Genomic DNA, 23,408 nt, shown 5'->3' with positions numbered 1-23,408 from the left:
TTAACACATTACCCGGGCCTTGCGGCCAGTGTCCTGTGCATGTACAATTTCATTGTCCGTAAAAGCCGGCAATTGCCGGATCTGTGTCCAGCGCTGCATAATACTGTCGTTCCGCGAGATGAATACCTGTATATCGGCATACGGTACGTGCGATGCAGTCGGAATACCGCCATTAAGCCAGCCGCCGCTTACCCGCCGGAATATAAACCCCTGTATGTCCGCCGCGGTAACGGTGAGTGAATCGCCAAACACATGCAGACGATGCATCGGGCGTCCCGGGCTGTCTATAACAGGACGGGTGAACGTATTTTTTATGGTGAAATAAATACCGCCGTTTGTAAGATGTGTTTCCTGCATAGGCTGTGCGTTGACCACCGGGCTGCAAAACATGCAAACGATAAAAAAGGATTGACGTTTCCGCATACACTTATTTTAAGTAAGATGAGAGGTCATTCATATCAGGATTCACCGCGACAATTTTACCTGCCTTATCCGGGAGGATTGATGCCGGAATTGCATGAACATCATACTGGCGCGATATTGCTCCCTTCCATCCCTTCAGTTCTGAAATGTGCGCCCAGTTTAATTGGTATTTGGCAATGGCCGCTTCCCATTTCGGCTTGTCCTCATCCAGCGAAATGCCCAGTATTTCCAATCCCTGCGGATGATACTTTTCATAGGCGGATTTTAACCTGGGGATAGCCGCCAGGCAAGGCCCGCACCATGAGGCCCAGAAATCGAGCAACACGTATTTTCCGCTATAATCTTCCAGCTTGATAGCTTTGCCAGTAGGCGTAGCCGCGCTAAAAGCCGGCGCCATGGCCCCCGGGCGAATCGCTTTCATGGCGGCGAGCCGCGTCTCAAGTTTCTTTGCTTCCGGTTGCGCGGTTAGTTGTGGCGACAAATTTTTATATAGATTCATCAATGTGTCATATTGTTTGCCTGGCATAGCGTAACAGAGCCAGAATAGCGAAATATAATCCTCCGGATGCTGTCGTATGTAGCTGATTTCGGCCCGTACCTGCGCCGCCGCGATCCGTTTCACCTCTGCTTCCAGCGCACGAATCAGCGAGGTGTCAGCTTTTGCATTTGATAAACTATCGATCCTCATCATCAATGGATATTGTGCTACAAATGGCTCCGATGTAGTTTTGCGCCAGTCGCGGTATTGCCCGGTCAGCGGATTGTTTTTAACAATCATCCCGGGCCTGGAGCTGGCGGTGCCGGGTATCACTGTAGCTATAATGTTACGGTTTTCCAGTATCAACTGATCAAAGAAAACCCGAATGTCATTCAGGTAGATGGAGGCCAGCATGCCTGTGGTTTCCAGCTTGCCCGTAAATCGGAATTTGCCGCCGGCGATAATGGCCGAATCGCGGATTACGGTATTGAGGCCCGAATAGTCTATGCTGTAGAGGTATATTTTCCGGCCGTTAAGAGTGTCCGGAATCGTGCCGTTAATAGTAAAGCCTGCCTGGCTGAAGGCCGGCATCAACCTGAATAATAGAAGCAAAAAGAGGGTGCGTGTTTTCATGGATCGTTTTTGCACAAAGATGCATGCCGGGGACTATTGGCGCTTCCCTGTTCTTGATGCTGGCAGTTATGGCCGTGAATCTGGCATTATGATTTATACTGTTTCGCGGCCGACTGTAATCTTTTGCTTAGACGTTCCGCTAATTGCCTTGGCGATAACACCTTTACGCACTCCCCAAGCCCCAGTAATTCCCGCTCCGGTTCGAAATTTACCACCACCGTAATCTGCATGACCATCCGGTCACCATATTCCTTCAATATCTGCTGTGAATGATGCAGTGGTTTACAAAACTAGTAATTGACTAATTACAGGAAAGCTGCGTGCAAACACACAGCTTTCCTGTATTTTATATAGTAACGACCACTTTCCCTCTCGTTTTGCCTGTCTCGACCTGCAGGTGCGCCTGTGCGATGTCTGAAAAGCTGAATGTTTGTGAAACAGTCGATTTTATAATGCCTTTCTCCAGCCAGCCGGCGATTATTGCCATATCTGCGCCATTGCTCTGCACCATGGTATGATACCCGTTTATGTTTTTGGCTGCGGCCTTCTTAGTTACATCCTCAGACAGACCGGTAGGAATGGAATTGATGGCGCCGCCGGGTTTGATCACTTCCAGTGATCGGTCTATGTTATCGCCGCCGATGCTGTCGAGTACGTAATCGAGATCATGGAGTTCTTTGGTGAAATCCTGCGTGTGGTAGTCGATATGGGTATCTGCACCGAGCGATAATACATATTCACGGTTGGCCGCCGATGCTGTACCGGCAACTTCGGCGCCCGGGTGTTTCGCGATCTGCACGGCGTAATGTCCTACGCCACCTGCCGCGGCGTGTATCAGTATCTTATCGCCCGCTTTAATATTTGCGTGTAACAGCGCCTGGTAAGCGGTAAGTGCCGCCAATGTTGCCGCTGCAGCTTCCTCGTGCGAGATGTTCGCCGGCTTCAGGGCCAGTTGATCCGCAGGCGCAGCTACATATTCCGCATAGGCCTGTCCGTGCCCGGGGAAATTCACCATTCCGAACACCGCATCACCTTGTTTAAAGGTTTTTACCGCCGCGCCGACTGCTGTTATTTCACCGGAGATGTCCCAACCGAGAATCAGTGGATGCAGGTCTTTGAGTCTGCCGTACACACCTTTGCCTTTGCGGCTTTTCACATCTACAGGGTTAATACTGATGGCCTTTACCTGCACCAGTACTTCATTATCATTTATAGTGGGAACCGGGAGTTCAACCTGGACAAGGTTTTCTACACCTCCGGGGGCTGTAAGTTTCATCGCTTTCATGATAGATTAATTTTATAGCGTAAAGTTGTACAGAAATAAATTATCTGAGCGGTATATGTTTGCGTTATTTCAGTATTTTGTTGCTATGACACTTTTTTAATCCAACAACGCTTCGCATCATTTTTGATGGTCATAAACCCTATTTTTGTATAAATTGATAAACGAACAAACCATGGCAAATCTACCCAAGTTTATGATCGCCGATGATCCGATCAATGATCCGGATAACGAGTATATTTTTCACACAGAGCAACCCCGCTTTTTCGCTAAGCGCGTAGAAGAAGACGAGGAAACCGCTTATATTGACATCGTTTCAGAAATTGATGATGTGGAAGCGTTTTTCAAGGGTAAGCCAGAGGCAAAGGAGGCATTGATAGAGCAGCTGGAAGATTGGTACTACCAATATATGGACTGGCTGGAGTCTGATGATGACGAGGATGAAGAAGAGGATGATTAAGAAACAGGCGGCGGCTGTGCAATACTGCAAAGCCGCCGTTTCCTTTTATAACGATGATGTATAAACGTTAACCCGGTCGCCGTGCGCTTTTGGCGACGAAATTACCAGGAAGTGGACATCCGCTTCGCTTTCATTATAAATACGGTGTTTGGATCCCGGCGCTACGGTGAGGCTGTCGCCCGCAGAGAGCGTATGTTGTACGTCTTCAACTTCCATGACGGCGACCCCGGAAAGAATATAAAATACCTGTCGGCTTTTTTCGTGCAGATGCAATTGTTCTGCGGTGCCGGGCGGCATTCGCTCCTGTATGACACTTAAGTCATTGTTTTTCAAGAGGTGCCAGCCATCGCAGGAATCGCCCCAGTTGTAATGTTCCGCATTTTTTGTATTGGTGATCATGCTATCAAACTTAGGAAAAAATATAATTTGATATATATTTAATTAATTATATATTTGTAGTCCCTATTAGTACCTATGAAAAAGACCCTGATCTTTTGCATGCTGTTATGTGTGCGGTTTACCACTTATGCCCAGTTCACCACGATTGCGGAAGGTGCGGATTTTTCCGAACCGGAGCAGGGATTTGCGCGTATCCTGCAATTCAGGAACGGCAATACGATGTACCTGCAGTTTTCGATGGAGGGAGGTATTGATATCCAATTATATGATAGTGCCCATAAGCTGCTTGTGCAGCAGGCGGTCACAGCGACCTATGGCAGGCTTGAGCGCGGCAGCATCGACGGTTTTCGAAACTGGTGGTAATGCTACATTGCTTGTCAGCGAGCTGGACGAGAAGGCGCCCGTGTTATACCGATTGGTCATCAATGGCATAACAGGGCAACTGGATCGCGACGAGAAGCTGTTGACACTCACAAAACTTAACGCTACACAATATCGCACCAGTATGATGTCCAACACCGGGCGGCTTGATTTCTTTATCGAGAACGACCCGCAAACGGGTGATTATGCAGTAGTAAAAATAGATCCGAACGCGGAGGACAAAACGCAACGGACGGAAGCGCTGTACTTCAGCGCCGCCCACCAGCAGTTGAGCCGCGCGTACTTCAATATCACCGGCGCCTATCAGGATTTTGGTTTCTGGGATATGGTGGTGAATGGTCCGTCGAAAGTAGTATTACTCGGCCGCGCCACGCAGCAGGGCAGGCAGGATCGCGAACTGGTAATGGCAACACTAACAGCAGGCAGCACAGAGCTGGCGGTGCATCCGCTTAAGTTTCCCCTGAACATGGAAGCGGAAGGTGTTATTATGAAATACAATCCCGTGACGGCGCAATATATTGTTGTGGCGGCGGGTGTGAATAAACGCGAGCGTTTTACCTACCTGGGCATAGCCCGCGCCGATATGCAGGCCGACAGCGCCCGCGCGGTGTTCCCGGAAAAGGCGAATGCGAAAAGCATGGAGTTGTTCGGTAAGAAGCGCGGTTACGAAGGTGTGCCGCAGGATTTGTTCATCAACAAGGACGGTTCTTTCTCCATCGTGTGGGAAGAACTGGAGGACTTAAGCCTGCAACGGCAGGGCGGTATGATGAAATCCAATACCAATGCCGGCAATATCGCTATGCTCATGTTCGATAAGAACGGTATGGAAACAGGTAACTACTTTATTCCTAAAAACACTATCTACCAGGCGTAAGAATGCGCGAGTTTTCCCGCGCCAGCCGGGGCAGCGCTGCGCAGCAGGTAGCTTCGGCGGATACATACAAAACCTTCTCTTATCTTGATGGCGGCAGCAAGCAATATATCCTGATGAACGATTCGCACGAGAATACTGAAAAGGCGAAAACCGGCAAACTGAGTGTGATCAGTGATGTGCAGCATTGCGACGCGTTTTATTACGCGCTGGGCAATGAAGTGATGCCTGACCGGGGTACCGTATTGGACGCGCCGGGTAAGAACAATATCTATGTAAATAACATCGCGATGTTTTCTATATCGGCTTACGACGCGGACCGCAATATTTATGTTACCGTGAAAATTGACGATGGGAACCGTCGTGTAGCCCGACTGGTTTGGATGACCCCACAATGATATTATAATGGTTGATAAAAGTATGCACGGGCCTGGTTTAAACCGGGCCTTTACTTTTTTATGCACCTGCTCCCTCTATTAAGTATGGAATAATACCAATATGATGGCTTTTATACTTATTTAAGTAGTACGAAAATTTCCAAGATGGCCCTAAACTTGCACCCGTACACCACTAGCATATCTTATGAAACAACCCTTTTTAATTGCAACACTATTGTTGTTTGCCACCATATCTTCCAAAGGACAGTTTTCGGATTCGTTGCAAATCCGTATAGGGACTAACATCACTGCCGCTACGCAGGACTATCAGCCTCTATGGCTTGGCGCCAAACGCTACGGCACCATTACCGATCAAAAGGTGGACGCTTCTACTTATTTCCGGCTCTCTAACGCGCACGAGCTTGGAGATGACTACAAAATCAGCTATGGCATCAGTCTATATAATAATAACCACTTTCGCAATGTGCAGCTGGAACAGGCTTTCGTAAAGGCTGCCTGGCGGAAACTGGAGTTTCGTGCAGGCCGGTATGAAGAAATTATCGGGGAAATGGATAAGGAACTGTCCAGCGGTTCGCTGGGAGTAAGCGGCAATGCATTGCCCATTCCTAAACTGAGCATCGCGATAAGTGATTATATAGATGTGCCGTTCACGAAAGGTTTTCTGCAGTTTAAAGGGCAATTCAGCCATGGCTGGATGGGCCGCGACCAGTACATTCGCTCTGCCTATCTGCATGAAAAGAATTTTTATATGCGCCTCGGCAAGCAGCGGTTAAAGGTATGGGGCGGCGTACAGCACTACGCAGTTTGGGGGCAACAGGCCCGATTTGCCGAAAATCAAATCATCCTTTAAAGATTACCTGAATGTAGTGTTTGTGAAGCAGGGCGACGATGGTACGGTCAACACCGATAGTATTCTGCCTAACCGTCCCGGTGATCACCGCGGCGTAGTGGAAGGCGGCGTGGATTGGGAGGATGATAACATGTTGTTACGTTTGTATAATCAAACGCCTTTTGAAACCGGCCAGGGTATTGATATTCGCAATATCGACCGGTTGCTGGGGATCATGTACGTCAATAAAAAGGAAGGAAGTTTTCTCAAAAAACTAACGGCCGAATTTATCTACACTAAACAAATGAATGATTTTTACCCGCTGAACGTGCGTGAAAATTATTATAACAATGGCGTGTATTTAACCGGTTGGGAGTACCAAAGCCGGATTATCGGCACACCATTGTTTATTAACCGCACCCGTGGGAGTTACTTTTTGACGACATCAAGCCATTTAACTGGAACGATCATAAAGACGATATCAGCGGGAAAGGTTGGAACATCATCAATAACCGCGTAGTGGGCTTTCACCTGGCAGGTGCTTATGGGTTTGGCGAAAATGTAGCAGCGAAAACGTTCTTCACGTTCACTAAAAACTATGGTACCCATTATAAAGGACCTTTATCTCCTTCGATGAACCAGTTTTATACGATGCAGGAAGTGAGTTACCAAACGCCTGTTCCCGGCTTATCTGTCACGGCCACGGCGGCTTTTGACTTCGGGGATATCACAGATAATGCAGGTGTAATGTTGGGGGTACATTGGTTGATCAATGGCGCTCGCTGAGTACGGCCTGTATTTTGGCATGCAGGCTTTTAAACATGAAAGGTTTGGTTACGTAACCCGCTGCGCCCTTGCTGATGGCCAGGTCTGCATCTTCCATTTCGGTGCGGCCACTGAGCATGATCACAGGGATATCGCGCATTTCTTCATCTTCCAGGAACATATCTAACAATTCATAGCCATCGCAGGCGGGCATGTAAATATCGCTGATCACGAGGTCGGGGCGGTGCGCTCTGGCCATGGTGGCTCCATCGGCGCCATTATTGGCGGTCAGTACATCGTATTCGTGTAATTCGAGGAGGCTTTTCATGTTTTCAGAAATGCCTAAGTTGTCTTCGATCAGTAGGATGGTGTGTGTCATAATGGGTAACCTTTAATTCATTCCGAGTATTTGAAACTTAATGTAAAAGTGGTGCCTTTGTCTTTTTCACTCTCCACGTTGATGGTGCCATCGTTGCTGTCCACAAAGGTTTTCACGATCACCAGTCCCAGCCCCGTGCCCTCTATATTGGCGGCGTTGCTGGCGCGGTAAAAGGAGTTAAACAGGTTGGGCAATTCTTTGGTAGGAATACCAATGCCAGTGTCGCGCACTTTTATCACCAGTTTTTTTTTCCGGTAGTTCAGTTTTAAAGAGGGATTGCCCTCGGTGGAAAATTTAAAGGCGTTGCTGATGAGGTTAGTAAGAATCTTATGCAGCTGGTTTTTATCTACGTAAATATTTCTCGGGGTGCCGGTGCATTTTACCTGTAAACTGCGACCGTCCTTTCGTTCCGAAAAATACTGTTCGCGTAAGTAAGTTACGACATCTTGCGCATTAACCGCGCTTTTCACCACTTTATATTTATCCGAAACGAGGTTGCTCATCGTCATGATCTCATCGAGCAGTGTAGTCAGATTAAACAGTTCGGTAGATATTTTAGCGATTTGATGATTGTAGAATTCGCTCATCACATCGTCCTTCAGCATTTTGGCTTCCATAAGTTCCAATGATGATGCGATAGCAGTAATCGGCGTTCGCAGCTCATGTGAGGTCATGGATATAAAGTGCGCCCTGGTTTCCTGTAAAGCTTTTTCTTTGGCAAGTTGATGGAGTTGTATCCTGAGATCTGCATCCGTGGCTATTTCGCGCCCGATGGCGAGTAACAGCTCCTGGTCGCTCAACTTCAGCGGACTTAAACGGAAGTCGACGCGTACTGCAGTGCCGTTGCGCAGCCCGTTCAGCACAATGGCCTCCGTAAAAGAATATAAAGGGCCGTCGTAATATGTTTGTAACGCGGCGCCGGAAAGTTGTTCCGGGTCATCAACGCCCAACATTGCTACGGCAGGCTTATTGGCCTTTAATATGACTTGTGTATGCGGGTTAATAAGCAACGCAGGCTCTCTCAAGCCAGTCAACAGGTTGCTCACCTTCACTTGGTTATCAGGCTTCATCTGTTAGTAGGTTTTCCAACAGGGATACTTAAGACATGGTTATGGATATGGATTTCCGAACATTCCGGAAGATAGTTGCATCTACCGTGAAGGTATCTAAAAACAATTGAATTGTGGTATTTATTGCCCGGACACAACACATAAAATTTTATATTATTCATTTTTAATTTTGGCAATTGGTTGATAATAAGATAACTCATATGAAATGTTAATTAATTATTCATCAATGAAAGCCCATATAATGTATATAGCTTGCAAAAATTGGACTTATTTTTGTTGAACATTGAAAACAGTAACCATTATTTAGAGAATAACCGCTAATGCCGTTAACCGTTTTATGATCAATATTGGGATAATAGAAGACAATCATTTTCAACTGAATAACTACAAGGAATTCCTTGAAGACTTTCAGGAATGCCGCGTGGTTTTTTCCTGCAGATCGATGGAGGAGTTTCGTGATTTACCTTACAAAGACCCGGAAGTGAAAGTGATATTGCTCGACATCTCTTTGCCCGGAGAATCAGGCATAGAGGGCATGCAGGAGCTGAAGCAGTGTTACCCGGACGCGAAAATCATTGTACTCAGCGGTCATGACGATAAAGAATATGTGATAGAGTCGATCATGAAAGGTGCGAGTGGGTATATTATCAAGACAAGCCGGCTGATGGAAATTTATCATTCCATTCTCGATGCAGTGAACCAGGGTGGTACGCTGTCGCCCAAAGCAGCGCATCTCCTCATCAATCATATTAATAAAGATCCGCTCGAAAGTGTTAGAGATAAACTCACCAAGCGTGAGTACGAATTACTCACTTTGTTGAAAGAGGGTTACTCATATAAGGAAATGGCTGATAAACTTTTCGTGACAGTGTTTACTATTAATCAACATTTGAAGAAGGTTTATCAGAAACTAAACGTTACCTCTAAATCGGAACTCATCTCCCGTATATGGTCTAACAATTTGTTTACATCCACTGTGGCCTTGCTTTTAAGCGCTCCTATTATTAATGTGTATGTAGCTGGCATAAAGCATCTTGCATAGCCTGTTACTACAATTAGTAGTGCCATCCGGCACTTAACTGGTATTTATACTGTAGTAAGTAATATTTGACATTGACACTTTAAACTAATATTGTAAACGTGAGCGGAAAGCAACGTGAAAGCGATAAAATAACCATATTAAAAATGCTCAGCAAAGGGAACTATAGCCTCAAGAACGGACTTTCGATTGTATTGATATTAATGCTCTTTTCATCCTGTGTAAGCACTAAGAACGCTGTATACTTCAATAGCATGGGCGATACGACACTCAAAGCCGCTTTCAGCGATTTTGAACCGGTGATACAGAAGAACGACATCCTTCAGATTAACGTGAACAGCGCCAATCCGGAAGAAACGATCATTTATAACGTGCCGAACAGTTCCGGTACCACAGGTATACAACCTGCCGGTGTCACGACATCTTCCCCGGCCGCGGGGTTCCTGGTAGATCAACAGGGTAATATTCAATACCCGATGTTAGGCCAGGTGAAAGCGGAGGGGTTAACCAAAAAGCAACTGACCGATTATTTAAAAAAGGAACTTACTGATAAGAAGCTTTTGGTCGACCCGGTTGTCAGTATCCGGTTTGTTAACTATAGGGTAACACTGCTTGGTGAAGTGGCAAAGCCTACGGTCGTGAATGTAACGAATGAGAAAATTACTATCCTTGAGGCACTTGGCATGGCCGGCGATATTACAGTATACGGTAGAAAAGAAAACGTACTGTTAATTCGCGAAACCGGTGGGAAACAAGTGATGTCGCGTCTTAATCTTAATGACGCAAGCATTTTTTCTTCCCCTATTATTATCTGCAGTCGAACGACATCGTTTACGTAGAACCCAATAAGTCAAAAGTTGCAAGCGCCGACCGCAACAGGCAGATACTGCCGATTGTGATGAGCGGACTGTCGCTCCTGGTGATTGTTATAGATAGGTTGTTATAATTAGTTATAGTACGGCACATAGTACATTGCCATCGCATTTAACGGAATGTGAAACCATATTTTGAGAAACCATATAATTAATGGATTGGACATCCCATGCAGAAAGTTAACGCACATAATAAACCGTCGCAAGCCGAAGACAAGGTTGACCTGGTAGCCCTGATCCGCTACCGCTATCTTGCCTACTGGCCACTGTTCCTCATCGTAGCAGGCCTGTCTGTCGGCGCTGCCTTGTTGTACCTCCGTTACGCTACGCCGGTATACCATATTTCATCTACTTTATTAGTGAAAGACGATTCTAAGGACCTTGGAGAATCGAACATTCTCGCGGAAATGGACTTGTTTGGTTCTAAAAAGAATATTGAAAACGAGATAGAGGTACTTACGTCACGTACGCTTATAAGAGAAGTGGCGCATAACCTGAACCTTTACGGCGACATCTACGAAGAGGGCCAGATCCGCAACATACCGGCTTATGACTATACGCCTGTGAAGTTGCAGTTCCCGGAGCCAGAAAGAATTATGTCTGCAGTACCCGAAAAGGTAACACTGCAGCTGCAGGCCAAACAGAACAAAGCGATTCTTGCCGGAAAAGCATATAATCTTAACGATACGGTGCAAACGCCCTGGGGCAAAATGAAGATTACAGCGAAGCCGGGTGTAGACGACAACAAACTGTACCATGTGCGCATCATCAATGAGAAACAACTTACACAAGAGTTGCTTACCAAGTTGAAAGTGACGCCGATTTCGAAAATGGCTACGGTTATAAATCTGGAGTATACCGACGTGGTGCCTAACCGCGGTGAAGATATTTTGAATGAGTTGATGAAGGTGTATACCGCCGCATCTATCAAAGATAAAAATAAGCTGGCAGCCAGCACGATGGAGTTCGTTACCAAACGCCTGGACATTGTTTCAAAGGAACTAAGCGCTGTGGAAGGTAAGGTAGAGCAGTTTAAAACGGCTTCCGGTATCGTGGATATCGGCGAGCAGAGTAAACTGTTTCTCGAAAGTGTGCAGGAGAACGATCGTCAGTTAAGTGAGTCATCGATGCAGCTGTCAGTACTGGACGCCATCGAAAAGCACATAACAGGCAAGAGCGGCGGCCAGAGCATTGTTCCGGCTACGCTTGGTTTATCCGATCCTGTAATGATGGAGTTGCTTAGCAAACTGTATCAAACGGAAATGGAGATAGAGGCGCTGAAGAAGACCACCGGCGAGAACAGTCCTAAGTTGACCGCGCTGAACAGGCAGGTAGAGAAACTTACGCCCAGCATACTCGAGAACCTGCATAGCTTACGCGAAAACCTGAATGCAAGCCGTGTGAAACTGCAGTCGGATAACGCCCGCTTCAACAGTATGCTACGCACCGTGCCGAGCAAGGAGAGAGCATTGGTAGAGGTAAGTCGTGATAAAGAAATTAAGGCAGCTATTTATACTTTCCTTTTACAGAAGAGAGAGGAAACGGCCCTGGCGTATTCCGCCGCAGTTTCGGACAACCGCATCGTGGACGCTGCCGAATCGGACCCTGGTCCTTTTAGTCCGCGCCGGATGATGGTGATAGCGATGGCGCTGGCCGCCGGTGTTGTACTGGTGATAGGTTTCATCACCTTAAAAGATATGATGAACCGCGAAATTACTTCGCGGGCCGACATCGAAAAAGTTACTGCTGCGCCGATTGTGGCAGAGATATTGTATGATGACAGCAACGACGCGGTAGTGATCGCGGACGGACGCAGGAGCCTGGTGGCCGAGCAGTTCCGTACGCTGCGGACCTCGCTGTCGTACATCGGCCTAAATGGCGATAATAAAACACTACTGGTTACTTCTTCTATCTCCGGCGAAGGCAAAAGCTTTATTTCAGTGAACCTGGCAGTAAGCCTTTCCCTGATCCGCAAGAAGGTAGTATTGCTGGAGTTCGATCTCCGCAAACCGATGATCAGCAAAATGATGAAAGTGTCACGCGAGCCGGGTATTACTAATTACCTGGTGGGTCGTAGCAATATATCCGAAATGCTAAGGCAGGTAGAAGGTAACGAAAACCTGTATATATTGCCCGCTGGCGTTATCCCGCCCAACCCGACGGAGTTGATCCTGAACGGACGACTGGAAGAGTTGCTGCGCCATCTTAAATCCATGTTCGATTATGTGATTATAGATACCGCGCCGGTTGGCCTGGTTTCCGACGCACGCCTGCTCGCACCGTTTGCCGATGCTACGCTATACGTAACGCGTCACCAGGTAACGCCGCGACTTTACCTGAAAAAGATCGACGAATTGTTCCGTAACAAGGAACTCGGCAAATTGAACCTTGTGTTCAACGGGGTAAAGCTGAACAGTGTGCAGGGACAAGGGTATGGATACGGATACGGATACACCGAGGAAGTGAAACGAAAGAAGAACGGAAAGCCAAAAAGTTTCATCAAGGGAATTTTCAATCTGTAGGAAATAAAAAAATATTGGCTTAAGAAATTTTCAGGAGCATGCTGGTCATGGGACTGAACATGCGAAGCCATGTCCAAAAAAGCTAAGACAACAAAATTGCTTTATTGAAAACCTGCACATTAAGTGCTTCCGCCTTTATAGATGCCACGTTTTGATTACCCCGGATTTGAATAACCATAAAAACAGAAACCTTATGCATCACGAACCACATGCCTGGTATGCAGTTTATACCAAATCGAGATGTGAAAAGAAAGTGGCGGCTTTATTGGCCCGCAAACAACTTGAGTGCTATTGTCCGATGAACGAGGTAGAGAGCCAGTGGAGCGATCGCAGGAAGATTGTACAAGAGCCGCTCTTTAAATCGTATGTTTTTGTGCGCATCCCCGAGCGCCTCATGTCTGTAGTAAGACAAACGGAAGGGGTAGTAAACTTCGTGTACTGGCTGGGAAGGCCCGCTGTAATCAGCGATCCTGAGATAGACATGATGCGCCGGTTCTGGATGAGTTCCGGACAGTGGAGCTGGAGCAGTTCCCCATCCGCAAAAATGATCTTACCGACCTGCCCGCCCTGCGTCAGCGTCGCCTGGTAGAAGTGAGCAAGCGCAAAGTGAAGGCTACCCTGCACAGCATGGGCTACCATATGATCGCAACGCTGCCCGCAGCAGAACTGGCCATTTCTGATAATCAGATGGACGTGGTGGGAAATCTCTTTTCAAATTCTTAATAGATAAGATACAATGAAGTTAACCGATAAGATTTATGTAGCAGGCCACCGCGGAATGGTGGGAGGCGCTATTTGCAGAAGACTGGAAGCATTGGGATATACCAATATTGTGACCCGCACGTCCAGCGAACTGGACTTGCGTAACCAGGCGGCCGTGAACGACTTCTTCGAAAGCGAGCAACCCGCATATGTGTTCCTGGCCGCCGCCAAAGTGGGCGGTATACATGCAAACAACACCTACCGCGCTGAATTTATTTATGATAACCTGATGATGGAAGCCAACATCATTTATGCCGCCTATAAATACGGCGTAACAAAACTGATGTTCCTCGGCAGCTCCTGCATCTATCCCCGGCTGGCGGCACAACCGCTCCGTGAGGACAGCCTGCTTACCGGTCCGCTCGAAGCCACTAACGAGCCGTATGCGATTGCTAAAATCGCGGGCATCAAGATGTGCGAAGCATTCCGCGATCAGTATGGTTGCAACTTCATCAGCGTGATGCCTACTAACCTGTATGGCATCGGCGACAACTATCATCCTGAAAATTCGCACGTGTTGCCCGCATTGATCCGCAAGTTTCATGAGGCAAAAGCAGAAGGCAAACCGAATGTGACCGTTTGGGGAACCGGAACGCCTAAGCGTGAGTTTCTGTATGCAGACGACCTCGCAGATGCCTGCGTGTTCCTGATGATGCATTACGATGAAAAAGAACTGGTTAACATCGGCACCGGTGAAGACCTCAGCATAAAAGAATTAGCAGAACTGGTGAAAGAAGTGACCCAATACGAAGGTGAGATCGTGTTTGACAGTACGAAGCCGGATGGCACGCCCCGTAAGCTCATGGACGTCACCAAACTGCATAGCCTGGGCTGGAAACACAGCACAGATCTGCCTAAAGGAGTGGCGTTGGCTTATGCCCACTTTCTTAAAAAGCTCATTTCCCATTAGCCACCTTTTAACCATCGAATACAAAACAATAAAACACAGACACCCATGAAAGTTGCTTTAATTACCGGTGTGAACGGACAGGACGGCGCTTACCTCGCTGAACTTTTATTAGAAAAAGGATACATGGTGCATGGCATCAAACGCCGCGCATCACTCATTAATACAGAAAGGATCGACCATTTATACCAGGATCCGCATGATGAAAACGTACGCTTTAAACTGCACTATGGTGATATGACGGACAGCACCAACCTGATCCGCATCATCCAGGAAACGCAGCCGGACGAGATTTATAACCTCGCCGCGATGAGCCACGTACACGTAAGTTTTGATACGCCTGAATATACAGCCAATGCCGATGGTATTGGTACCCTCCGCCTGCTGGAAGCACTGCGTATCCTGAAGCTGGAGAACAAAACGCGCATCTACCAGGCGTCTACATCGGAGTTGTACGGCCTGGTGCAGGAAGTTCCGCAAAGGGAATCCACACCGTTCTACCCACGTAGTCCCTATGCAGTAGCCAAACTGTATGCCTACTGGATTACGTGAACTACCGCGAGGCTTACGGCATGTTCGCCTGCAACGGTATCCTCTTTAACCACGAAAGTCCGCTGCGCGGCGAAACGTTCGTAACCCGCAAGATCACCCGCGCCGTAGCTGCGATCGTACTGGGGCTGCAGGACAAACTGTATCTCGGTAACCTGGACGCCCGCCGCGACTGGGGCCACGCCAAAGATTATGTGGAAGCGATGTGGCGCATCCTGCAGCAGGATAAGCCGGAGGATTTCGTGATCGCTACCGGTATTACCACGCCTGTGCGCGACTTCGTACGCATGGCGTTCGATGAAGTGGGCATTGAGCTCGCATTTATCGGCGAAGGTGTGAACGAAACCGCAGTCGTAACGGCCTGCCGCGACAAGGAGTTTGTGCTGCCCATCGGTAAAGAAGTGGTAGCGGTGGATCCGCATTATTTCCGTCCTACAGAAGTAGAACTGCTGATCGGTGATCCGACCAAAGCACAGACCAAACTGGACTGGCAGCCTAAATACGACCTGCCCGCACTGGTAAAAGAAATGGTTGCCGCGGACGTGGAAGTATTCCGCAAGAAAGAAGTAGCGCAATTTGAACATTTAATTGGATAAGACGGAACGCAGCCGGTGTAAGCCGGCTGCTTCCTTAGCATAGCAGAACGACAAAAGAATAAAAAGTGCAGGCAGCAAACAGGGTAGTTATCAATACCGGTACCTTATACGGGAAAATGTTGATCACAATTGTGATCTCCCTTTATTCCACCCGGTTGGTACTGAACGCACTGGGGGCAAACGATTTTGGGATCTTTAACCTCATCAGCGGTGTGATAGCGATGCTATCTTTTGTGAATATGGCAATGACACTGTCGACCCAGCGTTACATGAGTTACAGCCTTGGCGGCGGCGATGACGATCAACTGAAGAAAGTTTTCAATTCTTCGGTGTTATTGCATTTCGTGCTGGGACTGTTACTGGTACTGATCTTTGAAATGGTGGGCATTTATATGTTCGGGCACGTCCTGAACATTCCGCAGGACCGCGTGGGCGCCGCACAGGTGATATTTCACCTGATGGTGGTGAGCGCATTTTTTACGGTGATATCGGTGCCGTACGATGCGGTGATCAATGCACGGGAAAATATGATGCTGGTGGCGATTACTGGTATCCTGGAATCGTTGCTGAAACTGGGTATCGCGATATACCTGCAATATGCGGCGACTGACAAGCTCGTATTGTTCGCAGCTTTTTCTGCCGGCATTACGGTGGCAATGTTGCTGATCAAACGGTTTTATTGCCTGGCACGCTACGAGGAAACAAGATTGCGCATCAGGAAATACTTTTCAAAAGATCTTTTAAAAGAAATGTTTGGGTACGGCGGATGGAATATGTTCGGGGCAGTGAGCGTAGTAGCGCGCAACCAGGGCATCGCCATGATACTGAACGTTTTTTTCGGTACCGTGGTGAATGCCGCTTATGGCATCGCCAACCAGGTGAATGCACAACTGAGCTTCTTTTCGGTAACCATGCTCCAATCGCTTAATCCCCAGATCATCAAAAGTGAAGGAAGGGGAGATCGCGAAAGAATGTTACGGCTTGCCATGATTGCCAGCAAATTCTCCTTCTCGCTTCTTGCTTTTTTGCGATACCGGCCATTATTGAAATGCCGTTTATACTGCAATTATGGTTGAAGGAGGTGCCGGAATACACGGTTGTTTTTTGCCGGTTGATCCTGCTGGCTACGCTGGTGAACCAATTGTCGCAGGGCATCCAGGTGGGTGTGCAGTCGGTGGGTCGCATTGGTGGCTACCAGGTTACTGTTAGCCTGCTATTGATGTTGAACCTGCCGGTGGCGTACGCCCTGCTCTGGCTGGGCTTCGAGCCGCAATCGGTACTGGTTACCGCGGCAGTGGTAGAGGTGGTGACCTGTGTGTACAGGATGCTGGCCGGACGGCGGTTGATGGGGCTCAACGTGCAGGAATACTTCCAAAAGGTAATCGTCAGCGCGGTGGTTCCCATTTTGGTAGCCGCCTGTATTTCGTCCTTCACCCTGGCGCTGTTGCCCGAAGGTTGGCTGCGATTAATGCTCACCTGCACCGTTAGTGTATTATCCATTATTGTGCTGATGCGTTACCTGGGCCTTACGCCCTACGAATTGGAGAAGATGAGGGAGGTGATGATAAAAGCAGTAACGAAGATTCATCCGCGTTTCGCCGTTGTACTGGCAGGCCGGAAGTTTTAAATGAGTAGATCAATATGAACATCCTGTTCTTTACACATATTTCTCCTTTCCCGCAAAACGGCGGGGAAAAACTCCGCAGCTACTATTTGCTGAAAGCATTGTCGGAGCTGGGCCATCGCGTGTTTGCCGTTATTCGTAATGAGGAGCAGGTCGATCTCAGCGCCTATCCCCTGGAAAATGTTACTTACTACACGCACCCGGATGAGCCGCTCACATTGGAAGAGCGCCTTACGGGCAGTCATTATTTTAAAAAATCGACACATGTGCTGCAGCTTAAACAGATTTGCGGCTATACGCGTATTGACATCGCCGTGCTGGACTATGGCTACATCGGTCACTACATCGACTTCTTCACGGCGCGTAATATTAAAGTGATCCTGGGTACGCACAATGCCCAGCCGGAAATATCGCGGCAGGTGCCGGCCGGCAACCTGCTTAAAAAGTTACGCAAGTTCCAGTTGGTAAGCCTGGAGCGACTGCACGAACGGAGCTTCTTTAAGAAAGCTGCCGCCGTGTTGGTGGTAAGCGATCACGATAAGGCGTATCATCAGCAGTTTATCGATCAGAAGAAGGTATTCGTAGTGCCCAACTTCCTTGACGAACGGGAGTACGTGACGATAGGAAGCCGCAAACCACGATTGTTGGTAATGTCCGCCAACTTTTCGGTGTACATGAACCGCGAAGGTTTACGTTGGTTCCTGCAGGAAGTGTGGGACGATACCCTCGCCGAAAAATTTGAACTGCTGCTCGTAGGGCGCGATTCCCGCGACGCGCTGGAGGCTGTAACCGGCACAGATAACTGGAAAAATGTAAGCGCAACCGGCAAAGTGCCGGACGTGAAACAATATATCGCTATGGCCGAAGGGGTGATCATTCCTTTGCTTCATGGCAGCGGCACCCGGCTTAAATGCCTGGAAGCCATGGCGCTCAATACGCCTATTATCGCTACCTCCCGGGGAGTGGAAGGGGTATTGAGCAACAATTTTATCGTGGCAGATACTGCCCATGAGTTTAAACAGGCGCTACACGGATTTAATGGCAGTGAGCAGAAGGGAAATGCCCTCAAAGAAGATTTTATGAAAGAATACAGCGCGGCGGTGAACAAAAAGCGCATCAGCGACGTGATCGCCTATACCATTAATTAGGATTGATTTTATGTGGAACCGGATCAAAATAGCACTTTATACGCTGCTCAGCACAGTTAACGTGTCGCTGGTGGGACAAATGCGCCTCAGCGAGGTGTTAGTGGTGATGGCCACGCCGTTCATGTTCGACAAAAACGACTTTTACACCTATCCTTACCTGCGTAAAATCCTTATTGCACTTTTTCTGCTGCTGGGTTTCCGGTGTTCACCGATTTGTTCATCGTACATAATTCCTCGGCAAACTACTTCCGTGGCTGGGCCTCCATCATCATCTGTATGATTTCGTTTGTCGTGCTGTTCAAAGTACTGCGTGGTTACAACGATATCCTCTTCTACTTTTTCCTGGTGATGTTGAAGAACATTTTTTATACGGACGATATTGTGGATTCCGACATGACCTTCTTCAAGTTTAAGATGGTACCCATTTTATCGTCGGCGGTATACCTGCTTTCCGCTTACTTTTACCGCCGTAATAACATGGCTGGGGTAATGGCGGTGCTGCTTGGTTACAGTTTAACCTGCCTGGCCTTCGACTCGCGTTCCACCGGCGTGGTATTTTTTCTTTCGGCTATCGTTATCTATTTCTTTAACAGGAAGATAGAAATTACCCGCGCGAAAGTGGTACTGTTTGCCCTGGTGGCGCTGGTAATTTTCCAGATCGCTTATATATTTTATGTGGATGGGGTGCTCGCAGGCAAGATCGGCGGCGAACATGCCCGTACCCAGATGTCGCGCGTGTCCAACCCGTACAACCCGCTACAGCTGCTGATGACGGGGCGTGGCGAGACCTTCGCGGCGGTTACGGCAATTAACGATAAACCTTACTTCGGGCATGGCTCCTGGGCCACCGACAAAACCCTGAAGTATTACCAGATATTGCTGATGTTCCATGACGAGGAGTTCAACGCGAACAAAGTGATGGAGGCGGATTACCTGATCCCAAGCCACTCGATTCTGCTGGGTGCCTGGATCAACTGCGGTATTGGCGGCTTCTTTGCCGTGTTGCTGCTACTTATTTACTTATTGAAGATGGGCTTTCACCTGATACGGAATGCGCAGCATGCTGCGCTGTACCCGGTCATTGTGATCCTGACCATTGGCCTGGTGTGGGCGTTCGCGTTTTCGCCGTTCCAGCAATTGCGGTTTAGTATACCCGCTACCGGCGCAATACTACTGAGTTCGTACTACGATTTTATTTATGATGAAGATGAGGGCTACGACGAAATGGAGCTCGCGCAACTTCCAGACCCTATAAAAACCGGATACTGATATGCACTACATTTATTATAAAGATGCAAAAGGGAACTTTGGGGACGACCTCAACGCGTGGCTGTGGCCGAAATTCTTTGGCGCGGCAAAACCCGAAGCGGACGCATTTGTGGGCATCGGCTCCATTTTGTGTAAAGATTCCCCGCTGTTTAAAGACCTGGAAAAAAAAACGTAAAGTAGTTTTCGGTACCGGCGTAAGGCCCGCCTATCAGGCGTTCAAATTCGATCCCAGCTGGGATGTAAAGTTTTTACGTGGACCGTTCTCCGCCAGTTACTTTAATAATCAACATGAATATATAGCAGATGCTGCTTACGCGCTGGGATTGATGAACGATTACAGCGAATACGTGAACACGCCAAAGAAATATAAAGTTAGTGTGATCCCGTATTTTAAGTCGCTGGAGTTCTTTAACTGGCAGGCGATTTGCGATAGGCTCGGCTACCATTACATTTCGCCTTCCGCGGAAAACGGCATCGCCGAAACGCTGAAGGAAATTGCCGCTTCAGAATATATCATTACCGAAGCTATGCACGGCGCTATCATTGCGGACATCCTGCGGGTGCCCCGGAGCCGCTTTGTCCTTACCACGCCCTACACCGAAGGCAGCGGCGTATCCGAATTCAAGTGGATGGACTGGCTCCATTCCATCGGACAGGTACAAACGGATACTACGCACATCAAACTGTATCGCAAATCGAAAGTGAACAGTCTGGTGAAAAGTCTGACAGCGGATATGGTGAACGTTGAGTTTTTAGTGAAGAAGGTCGTGCGCGAACAGCTGGTACAGCAACTGGGCAACATCCATAATTATAGTTTATCGGATGATGAAACCATTGAACGCGTATTCAGCCGCATGTACGAAAAAGCAGAAGAAGTAAAATCCTCCATTAATAAAGAAAGATATGATTGCCGAACCACTGTTTGAGGGAAAACGTGACAAAACCGGAAGGGTAAAGGTCTACCGCGATAATCCGCTGTTCTTCATGAAGCGCAGCAAGATATCATTCGGTAGAGCGATTTGCCTGTATTTATACTACAGCCTGGGCAGCTGGCTGCCTGACCCTCCCCGTCCCCTGGGCGTTATTGCGCAACCTTTCCGCAGTTTCCTGGCGCGTAAGATATTCCTGCGTGCGGGAAAGCAAATGAAAATCAGCCGCAACGTGCGTTTTGGCAGCGGTGCCAAAGTGGAAGTCGGTGACTATGTAGGGATCAATGAAAACTGCTGGATCGGTAATGATACCGTGATCGGTAACGACGTGATGTTTGGTCCTGAGGTGACGATCCTTTCCGGCGGCCATAATTTTTCCCGTATTGATATTCCGATGCGAGAGCAAGGCGCCACCGCGCGTAAGCCGGTGATTATTGGGGATGACGTGTGGATAGGCACCCGGGTGATCATTCTGCCAGGCGTTAAAATAGGCGCACATTCCATATTGGCGGCGGGCGCCGTGGTGACCAAAGACGTGCCGGAATACGCCATCGTGGCGGGTAACCCGGCCGTAATCAAAAAATTCAGAAACCAGTGAGTATGTCAAAAACAGTATCGATCATAGTTCCGGTATATAACGGCGCAACGTATATCGCTGAAACGCTGGACAGCATCTATAACCAGACTTATAAAAACATCCAGCTGATCGTGGTGGACGGTGCGTCGACCGACAAAACGCTGGATGTGGTGAAGGCGCATAAACTGCAGCCGCATGTACTGATCTCCGAAAAAGATAAAGGCATGTACGACGCATTGCGCAAGGGATGCGACAAAGCGACCGGCGAATACATGTGTTACATTAATTCGGATGATCGCCTGCTGCCCACCACGTTGGAAAAAGTGGTGAACAAGTTTGAAACAGAAAAGTGTGACCTCGTGTTTGGCGATGTAAACTACATCAACGAACAGGGCGACGTGATATTCTCCTATAAGGGCGTGAACTTCGGCGCAAAGGCGATTAAAGAGATATGCCGTGTGCCGTTTGCACAGCAAAGCTCGTTCTGGACACGCGAAATGTACCTGAAGACGGGCGGTTTCGACAGCTCGCTGAAGTACGTGGCCGATTCGAAATTCCTGTTGCAGATATGCCTCGACCCAAGCGTAAAAAGGCTTATGTGCCGCAACCGCTCGGTGAATACAGATTGCACGGCGCTTCGTTCTCGGTTTCTGTAACAGATAAGATGATCGTAGAACATGGCAAGGTGATGCAGGAGCTCGACCTGAAACGTTCCGGCGCATTATGGCCGGTGTACGAGTTTTACGCAAAACTGGTCAACCTCGGCGGCATCTATAAAAAAATGACTTACAAAGGCACGAAGTTTTAAACAGATCAAGATGAAGATATTATTCATTGTTCCGTCTTACAAACCAGCGTACATCTACGGCGGGCCCGTGGTTTGTATCGCGCGGCTGGCGGAGCAATTGGTGAAGATCGGGCATGAGGTAACGGTGTATACGACTACTGCCAATGGCGAAAATGAACTGAATGTGCCGGCGGGACAAAGCATGGATGTGGATGGGGTGAATGTATTGTACTTCAAAAGGATCACAAAAGATCACACGCATGTATCGCCGGCCCTGTGGAAACACACCTGGGCTACGGTAGACCGGTACGATGCGGTGCACATCCATTCCTGGTGGAACTTTTTGATCCTGGGTGCGTCGTGGATATGCAACCTGCGCGGGATAAAACCGGTGCTGTCGCCGCACGGCATGCTGTGCGACTGGGTGTTTAACAGCAAAAACAGTTTAAAGAAGAAGGTGTTACACAATGCGTTGGGTAAACGTCTGCTCGGTAAAACGCATCTGCATACATCGTCGCCTATGGAACAGGCAGAGAGTCTGCGCATTCACAACCGATGGAACGCAGACCTGATCCACAACCCGGTGGCGCTGCCGGAAAAACAGTATAGCCGTCGCGATAACGAGGTGTTTAACATCAGCTTTCTTTCCCGGGTTGATCCAAAAAGGGATTGGATATCCTGCTGCATGCCTTATCTGGCGTACAGTTTCCGTACAAGTTGCGGATAGCTGGTGCTGGTGAGGATGCCTACGTGCAAACATTGAAGCAGATCATTCATCAAAATAAAATGGAAGCAAACGTGGAGTGGGTGGGATGGAAAAACAATGAGGAGAAATATCAGTTCCTGGCGGAGTCCGACTTGTTCGCGCTGACTTCTCACAACGAAAACTTTGCGATCGTGGTAATTGAGTCACTGGCTGTGGGTACGCCTGTGCTGGTGAGCAATAACGTAGGACTTTCCAAATATGTGAACGAAAAGCAGCTTGGCTGGGTAACTGGCATCGAGAAAATTGAAGAAGTAAGAGAAAGCCTGACGAATGTGTACAATGCCCGCGAAGAGCGCCGCCGCATATCGGATGCATCCGTTAACATTATCCGTTATGACTTCGACGATGCCCGCCTGGCGGAGGATTACATCAACATGTATAAGAACAGTACAAATAAAAAAGCAGTATGAAACCGGCAGTGATCATTCTCACCCTGAACGAATCGAAGCATATTGGCCGCTGCCTGGAAAGTCTGCGGCTGATTACCGACGATATCTACATCGTGGACGCCGGTTCTAAAGACGATACGATAGAGATCGCGCATCGCTTTGGCGCTAAAGTGTTTCATAATCCCTGGATTAGTTATGCGAAACAATTCCAGTGGGCGCTGGATAATTGCGGTATCACTGCTCCCTGGATCATGCGTATGGACTCCGATGAATACCGGAACCTGAGCTGATCCGGGAAATCAAC

At 48.2% G+C, this 23,408-nt stretch carries 33 protein-coding genes and 1 pseudogene; 27 read left to right on the top strand and 7 right to left on the bottom strand.

What is annotated here, in order from left to right; all coding sequences use genetic code 11:
• From MKQ70_RS24695 to MKQ70_RS24685, 4 genes are all read right to left on the bottom strand, one after another.
• Positions 1-423 carry a hypothetical protein gene (locus MKQ70_RS24695; RefSeq protein WP_248075005.1) on the bottom strand — a complete coding sequence of 141 codons (423 nt, stop codon included), beginning with the start codon at positions 421-423 and terminating at the stop codon, positions 1-3.
• A gap of 4 nt (positions 424-427) precedes the next feature.
• Positions 428-1,534: a TlpA disulfide reductase family protein gene (locus MKQ70_RS24690; protein ID WP_248075003.1), complete on the bottom strand. Its 1,107-nt coding sequence runs from the start codon at positions 1,532-1,534 to the stop codon at positions 428-430.
• An 86-nt stretch (positions 1,535-1,620) separates the two neighbouring features.
• Positions 1,621-1,791, bottom strand: coding sequence for a WCX domain-containing protein (locus tag MKQ70_RS42660; protein ID WP_443657608.1), 171 nt, complete (start codon positions 1,789-1,791; stop codon positions 1,621-1,623).
• 89 nt (positions 1,792-1,880) lie between these two features.
• Entirely contained in the window at positions 1,881-2,819 is a 939-nt protein-coding gene (locus MKQ70_RS24685) for an NADP-dependent oxidoreductase (RefSeq protein ID WP_248075001.1), read from the bottom strand.
• A 172-nt stretch (positions 2,820-2,991) separates the two neighbouring features.
• Here MKQ70_RS24685 and MKQ70_RS24680 point away from each other — a divergent pair, with 172 nt between their 5' ends.
• Complete coding sequence (locus MKQ70_RS24680; RefSeq protein WP_248074998.1) at positions 2,992-3,276, top strand: hypothetical protein; 285 nt, start codon at positions 2,992-2,994, stop codon at positions 3,274-3,276.
• Positions 3,277-3,321: 45 nt separating this feature from the next.
• Here MKQ70_RS24680 and MKQ70_RS24675 read toward each other — a convergent pair whose 3' ends face one another.
• Positions 3,322-3,675, bottom strand: coding sequence for a cupin domain-containing protein (locus MKQ70_RS24675; RefSeq protein ID WP_248074996.1), 354 nt, complete (start codon positions 3,673-3,675; stop codon positions 3,322-3,324).
• Between the two features lie 75 nt (positions 3,676-3,750).
• On the opposite strand from MKQ70_RS24675, the gene MKQ70_RS24670 reads away from it, so the two are divergent.
• The 6 genes from MKQ70_RS24670 (at position 3,751) to MKQ70_RS24645 (ending at position 6,940) form a co-directional block, all read left to right on the top strand.
• Positions 3,751-4,038, top strand: coding sequence for a hypothetical protein (locus MKQ70_RS24670; protein WP_248074994.1), 288 nt, complete (start codon positions 3,751-3,753; stop codon positions 4,036-4,038).
• Positions 3,989-4,930, top strand: coding sequence for a hypothetical protein (locus MKQ70_RS24665; protein ID WP_248074992.1), 942 nt, complete (start codon positions 3,989-3,991; stop codon positions 4,928-4,930). Before MKQ70_RS24670 ends, MKQ70_RS24665 begins: the two co-directional genes overlap by 50 nt.
• A gap of 2 nt (positions 4,931-4,932) precedes the next feature.
• A complete protein-coding gene (locus tag MKQ70_RS24660; RefSeq protein WP_248074990.1) occupies positions 4,933-5,325 on the top strand; it encodes a hypothetical protein in 393 nt (130 codons plus the stop codon).
• A 184-nt stretch (positions 5,326-5,509) separates the two neighbouring features.
• Positions 5,510-6,175: a capsule assembly Wzi family protein gene (locus tag MKQ70_RS43885; RefSeq protein ID WP_248074988.1), complete on the top strand. Its 666-nt coding sequence runs from the start codon at positions 5,510-5,512 to the stop codon at positions 6,173-6,175.
• Entirely contained in the window at positions 6,150-6,674 is a 525-nt protein-coding gene (locus MKQ70_RS43880) for a capsule assembly Wzi family protein (RefSeq protein ID WP_248074987.1), read from the top strand. Before MKQ70_RS43885 ends, MKQ70_RS43880 begins: the two co-directional genes overlap by 26 nt.
• Entirely contained in the window at positions 6,674-6,940 is a 267-nt protein-coding gene (locus tag MKQ70_RS24645; protein WP_248074986.1) for a hypothetical protein, read from the top strand. Before MKQ70_RS43880 ends, MKQ70_RS24645 begins: the two co-directional genes overlap by 1 nt.
• Here MKQ70_RS24645 and MKQ70_RS24640 read toward each other — a convergent pair.
• Together MKQ70_RS24640 and MKQ70_RS24635 are read right to left on the bottom strand one after the other, a co-directional pair.
• Positions 6,924-7,298: a response regulator gene (locus tag MKQ70_RS24640; protein WP_248074985.1), complete on the bottom strand. Its 375-nt coding sequence runs from the start codon at positions 7,296-7,298 to the stop codon at positions 6,924-6,926. The genes MKQ70_RS24645 and MKQ70_RS24640 overlap by 17 nt on opposite strands.
• A gap of 17 nt (positions 7,299-7,315) precedes the next feature.
• The gene (locus tag MKQ70_RS24635) at positions 7,316-8,368 is read right to left on the bottom strand and encodes a sensor histidine kinase (protein WP_248074984.1); all 1,053 of its coding nucleotides are present in this window, start codon (positions 8,366-8,368) and stop codon (positions 7,316-7,318) included.
• A gap of 337 nt (positions 8,369-8,705) precedes the next feature.
• Between MKQ70_RS24635 and MKQ70_RS24630 the strand changes: the two genes are divergently transcribed.
• The 20 genes and pseudogenes from MKQ70_RS24630 to MKQ70_RS24535 all read left to right on the top strand — a co-directional run bounded on the left by MKQ70_RS24630 (position 8,706) and on the right by MKQ70_RS24535 (position 23,394).
• Positions 8,706-9,410, top strand: a complete 705-nt coding sequence (locus tag MKQ70_RS24630) for a response regulator transcription factor (RefSeq protein WP_248074983.1) — start codon at positions 8,706-8,708, stop codon at positions 9,408-9,410.
• Between the two features lie 98 nt (positions 9,411-9,508).
• Entirely contained in the window at positions 9,509-10,246 is a 738-nt protein-coding gene (locus tag MKQ70_RS24625) for a polysaccharide biosynthesis/export family protein (protein ID WP_248074982.1), read from the top strand.
• Positions 10,247-10,449: 203 nt separating this feature from the next.
• Positions 10,450-12,801, top strand: a complete 2,352-nt coding sequence (locus MKQ70_RS24620; protein ID WP_248074981.1) for a GumC family protein — start codon at positions 10,450-10,452, stop codon at positions 12,799-12,801.
• A 193-nt stretch (positions 12,802-12,994) separates the two neighbouring features.
• A complete protein-coding gene (locus MKQ70_RS24615) occupies positions 12,995-13,390 on the top strand; it encodes a UpxY family transcription antiterminator (protein ID WP_248074980.1) in 396 nt (131 codons plus the stop codon).
• Complete coding sequence (locus MKQ70_RS24610; protein WP_248081893.1) at positions 13,315-13,524, top strand: hypothetical protein; 210 nt, start codon at positions 13,315-13,317, stop codon at positions 13,522-13,524. Before MKQ70_RS24615 ends, MKQ70_RS24610 begins: the two co-directional genes overlap by 76 nt.
• Before the next feature lie 13 nt (positions 13,525-13,537).
• Complete coding sequence (gene fcl / locus MKQ70_RS24605; protein WP_248074979.1) at positions 13,538-14,473, top strand: GDP-L-fucose synthase; 936 nt, start codon at positions 13,538-13,540, stop codon at positions 14,471-14,473.
• 45 nt (positions 14,474-14,518) lie between these two features.
• Positions 14,519-15,615, top strand: a pseudogene (gmd, locus tag MKQ70_RS42650) (GDP-mannose 4,6-dehydratase).
• Between the two features lie 116 nt (positions 15,616-15,731).
• A complete protein-coding gene (locus tag MKQ70_RS24595; protein ID WP_248074978.1) occupies positions 15,732-16,691 on the top strand; it encodes an MATE family efflux transporter in 960 nt (319 codons plus the stop codon).
• Entirely contained in the window at positions 16,664-17,242 is a 579-nt protein-coding gene (locus tag MKQ70_RS24590) for a hypothetical protein (RefSeq protein WP_248074977.1), read from the top strand. The genes MKQ70_RS24595 and MKQ70_RS24590 overlap by 28 nt, the downstream gene beginning before the upstream one ends.
• A gap of 14 nt (positions 17,243-17,256) precedes the next feature.
• A complete protein-coding gene (locus MKQ70_RS24585; protein WP_248074975.1) occupies positions 17,257-18,387 on the top strand; it encodes a glycosyltransferase family 4 protein in 1,131 nt (376 codons plus the stop codon).
• A 10-nt stretch (positions 18,388-18,397) separates the two neighbouring features.
• On the top strand, positions 18,398-18,667 hold the full coding sequence (locus MKQ70_RS24580; RefSeq protein ID WP_248074974.1) for a hypothetical protein: 270 nt from the start codon (positions 18,398-18,400) through the stop codon (positions 18,665-18,667).
• Entirely contained in the window at positions 18,664-19,656 is a 993-nt protein-coding gene (locus MKQ70_RS24575; RefSeq protein ID WP_248074972.1) for a hypothetical protein, read from the top strand. The genes MKQ70_RS24580 and MKQ70_RS24575 overlap by 4 nt, the downstream gene beginning before the upstream one ends.
• A 1-nt stretch (position 19,657) precedes the next feature.
• Positions 19,658-19,831, top strand: coding sequence for a hypothetical protein (locus tag MKQ70_RS24570; RefSeq protein ID WP_248081892.1), 174 nt, complete (start codon positions 19,658-19,660; stop codon positions 19,829-19,831).
• On the top strand, positions 19,764-20,582 hold the full coding sequence (locus MKQ70_RS24565; RefSeq protein WP_248074971.1) for a polysaccharide pyruvyl transferase family protein: 819 nt from the start codon (positions 19,764-19,766) through the stop codon (positions 20,580-20,582). Before MKQ70_RS24570 ends, MKQ70_RS24565 begins: the two co-directional genes overlap by 68 nt.
• Entirely contained in the window at positions 20,560-21,183 is a 624-nt protein-coding gene (locus MKQ70_RS39405) for an acyltransferase (RefSeq protein ID WP_282456692.1), read from the top strand. Before MKQ70_RS24565 ends, MKQ70_RS39405 begins: the two co-directional genes overlap by 23 nt.
• Before the next feature lie 2 nt (positions 21,184-21,185).
• Positions 21,186-21,818: a glycosyltransferase family 2 protein gene (locus MKQ70_RS24555; RefSeq protein ID WP_248074969.1), complete on the top strand. Its 633-nt coding sequence runs from the start codon at positions 21,186-21,188 to the stop codon at positions 21,816-21,818.
• An 8-nt stretch (positions 21,819-21,826) separates the two neighbouring features.
• Complete coding sequence (locus tag MKQ70_RS24550; RefSeq protein ID WP_248074967.1) at positions 21,827-21,970, top strand: hypothetical protein; 144 nt, start codon at positions 21,827-21,829, stop codon at positions 21,968-21,970.
• Positions 21,971-21,980: 10 nt separating this feature from the next.
• Positions 21,981-22,676 carry a glycosyltransferase gene (locus MKQ70_RS24545; protein WP_248074963.1) on the top strand — a complete coding sequence of 232 codons (696 nt, stop codon included), beginning with the start codon at positions 21,981-21,983 and terminating at the stop codon, positions 22,674-22,676.
• Positions 22,619-23,125 carry a glycosyltransferase family 4 protein gene (locus MKQ70_RS24540; protein ID WP_248074961.1) on the top strand — a complete coding sequence of 169 codons (507 nt, stop codon included), beginning with the start codon at positions 22,619-22,621 and terminating at the stop codon, positions 23,123-23,125. Before MKQ70_RS24545 ends, MKQ70_RS24540 begins: the two co-directional genes overlap by 58 nt.
• On the top strand, positions 23,122-23,394 hold the full coding sequence (locus MKQ70_RS24535; RefSeq protein WP_248074959.1) for a glycosyltransferase: 273 nt from the start codon (positions 23,122-23,124) through the stop codon (positions 23,392-23,394). The genes MKQ70_RS24540 and MKQ70_RS24535 overlap by 4 nt, the downstream gene beginning before the upstream one ends.
• The last annotated feature ends 14 nt before the right edge of the window (positions 23,395-23,408 follow it).

The organism is Chitinophaga sedimenti (assembly GCF_023156195.1).
GTDB lineage: Bacteria > Bacteroidota > Bacteroidia > Chitinophagales > Chitinophagaceae > Chitinophaga > Chitinophaga sedimenti.
Note: the sequence above shows the minus strand (reverse complement) of the source record. Positions and strands in the feature narration are given on the sequence as shown.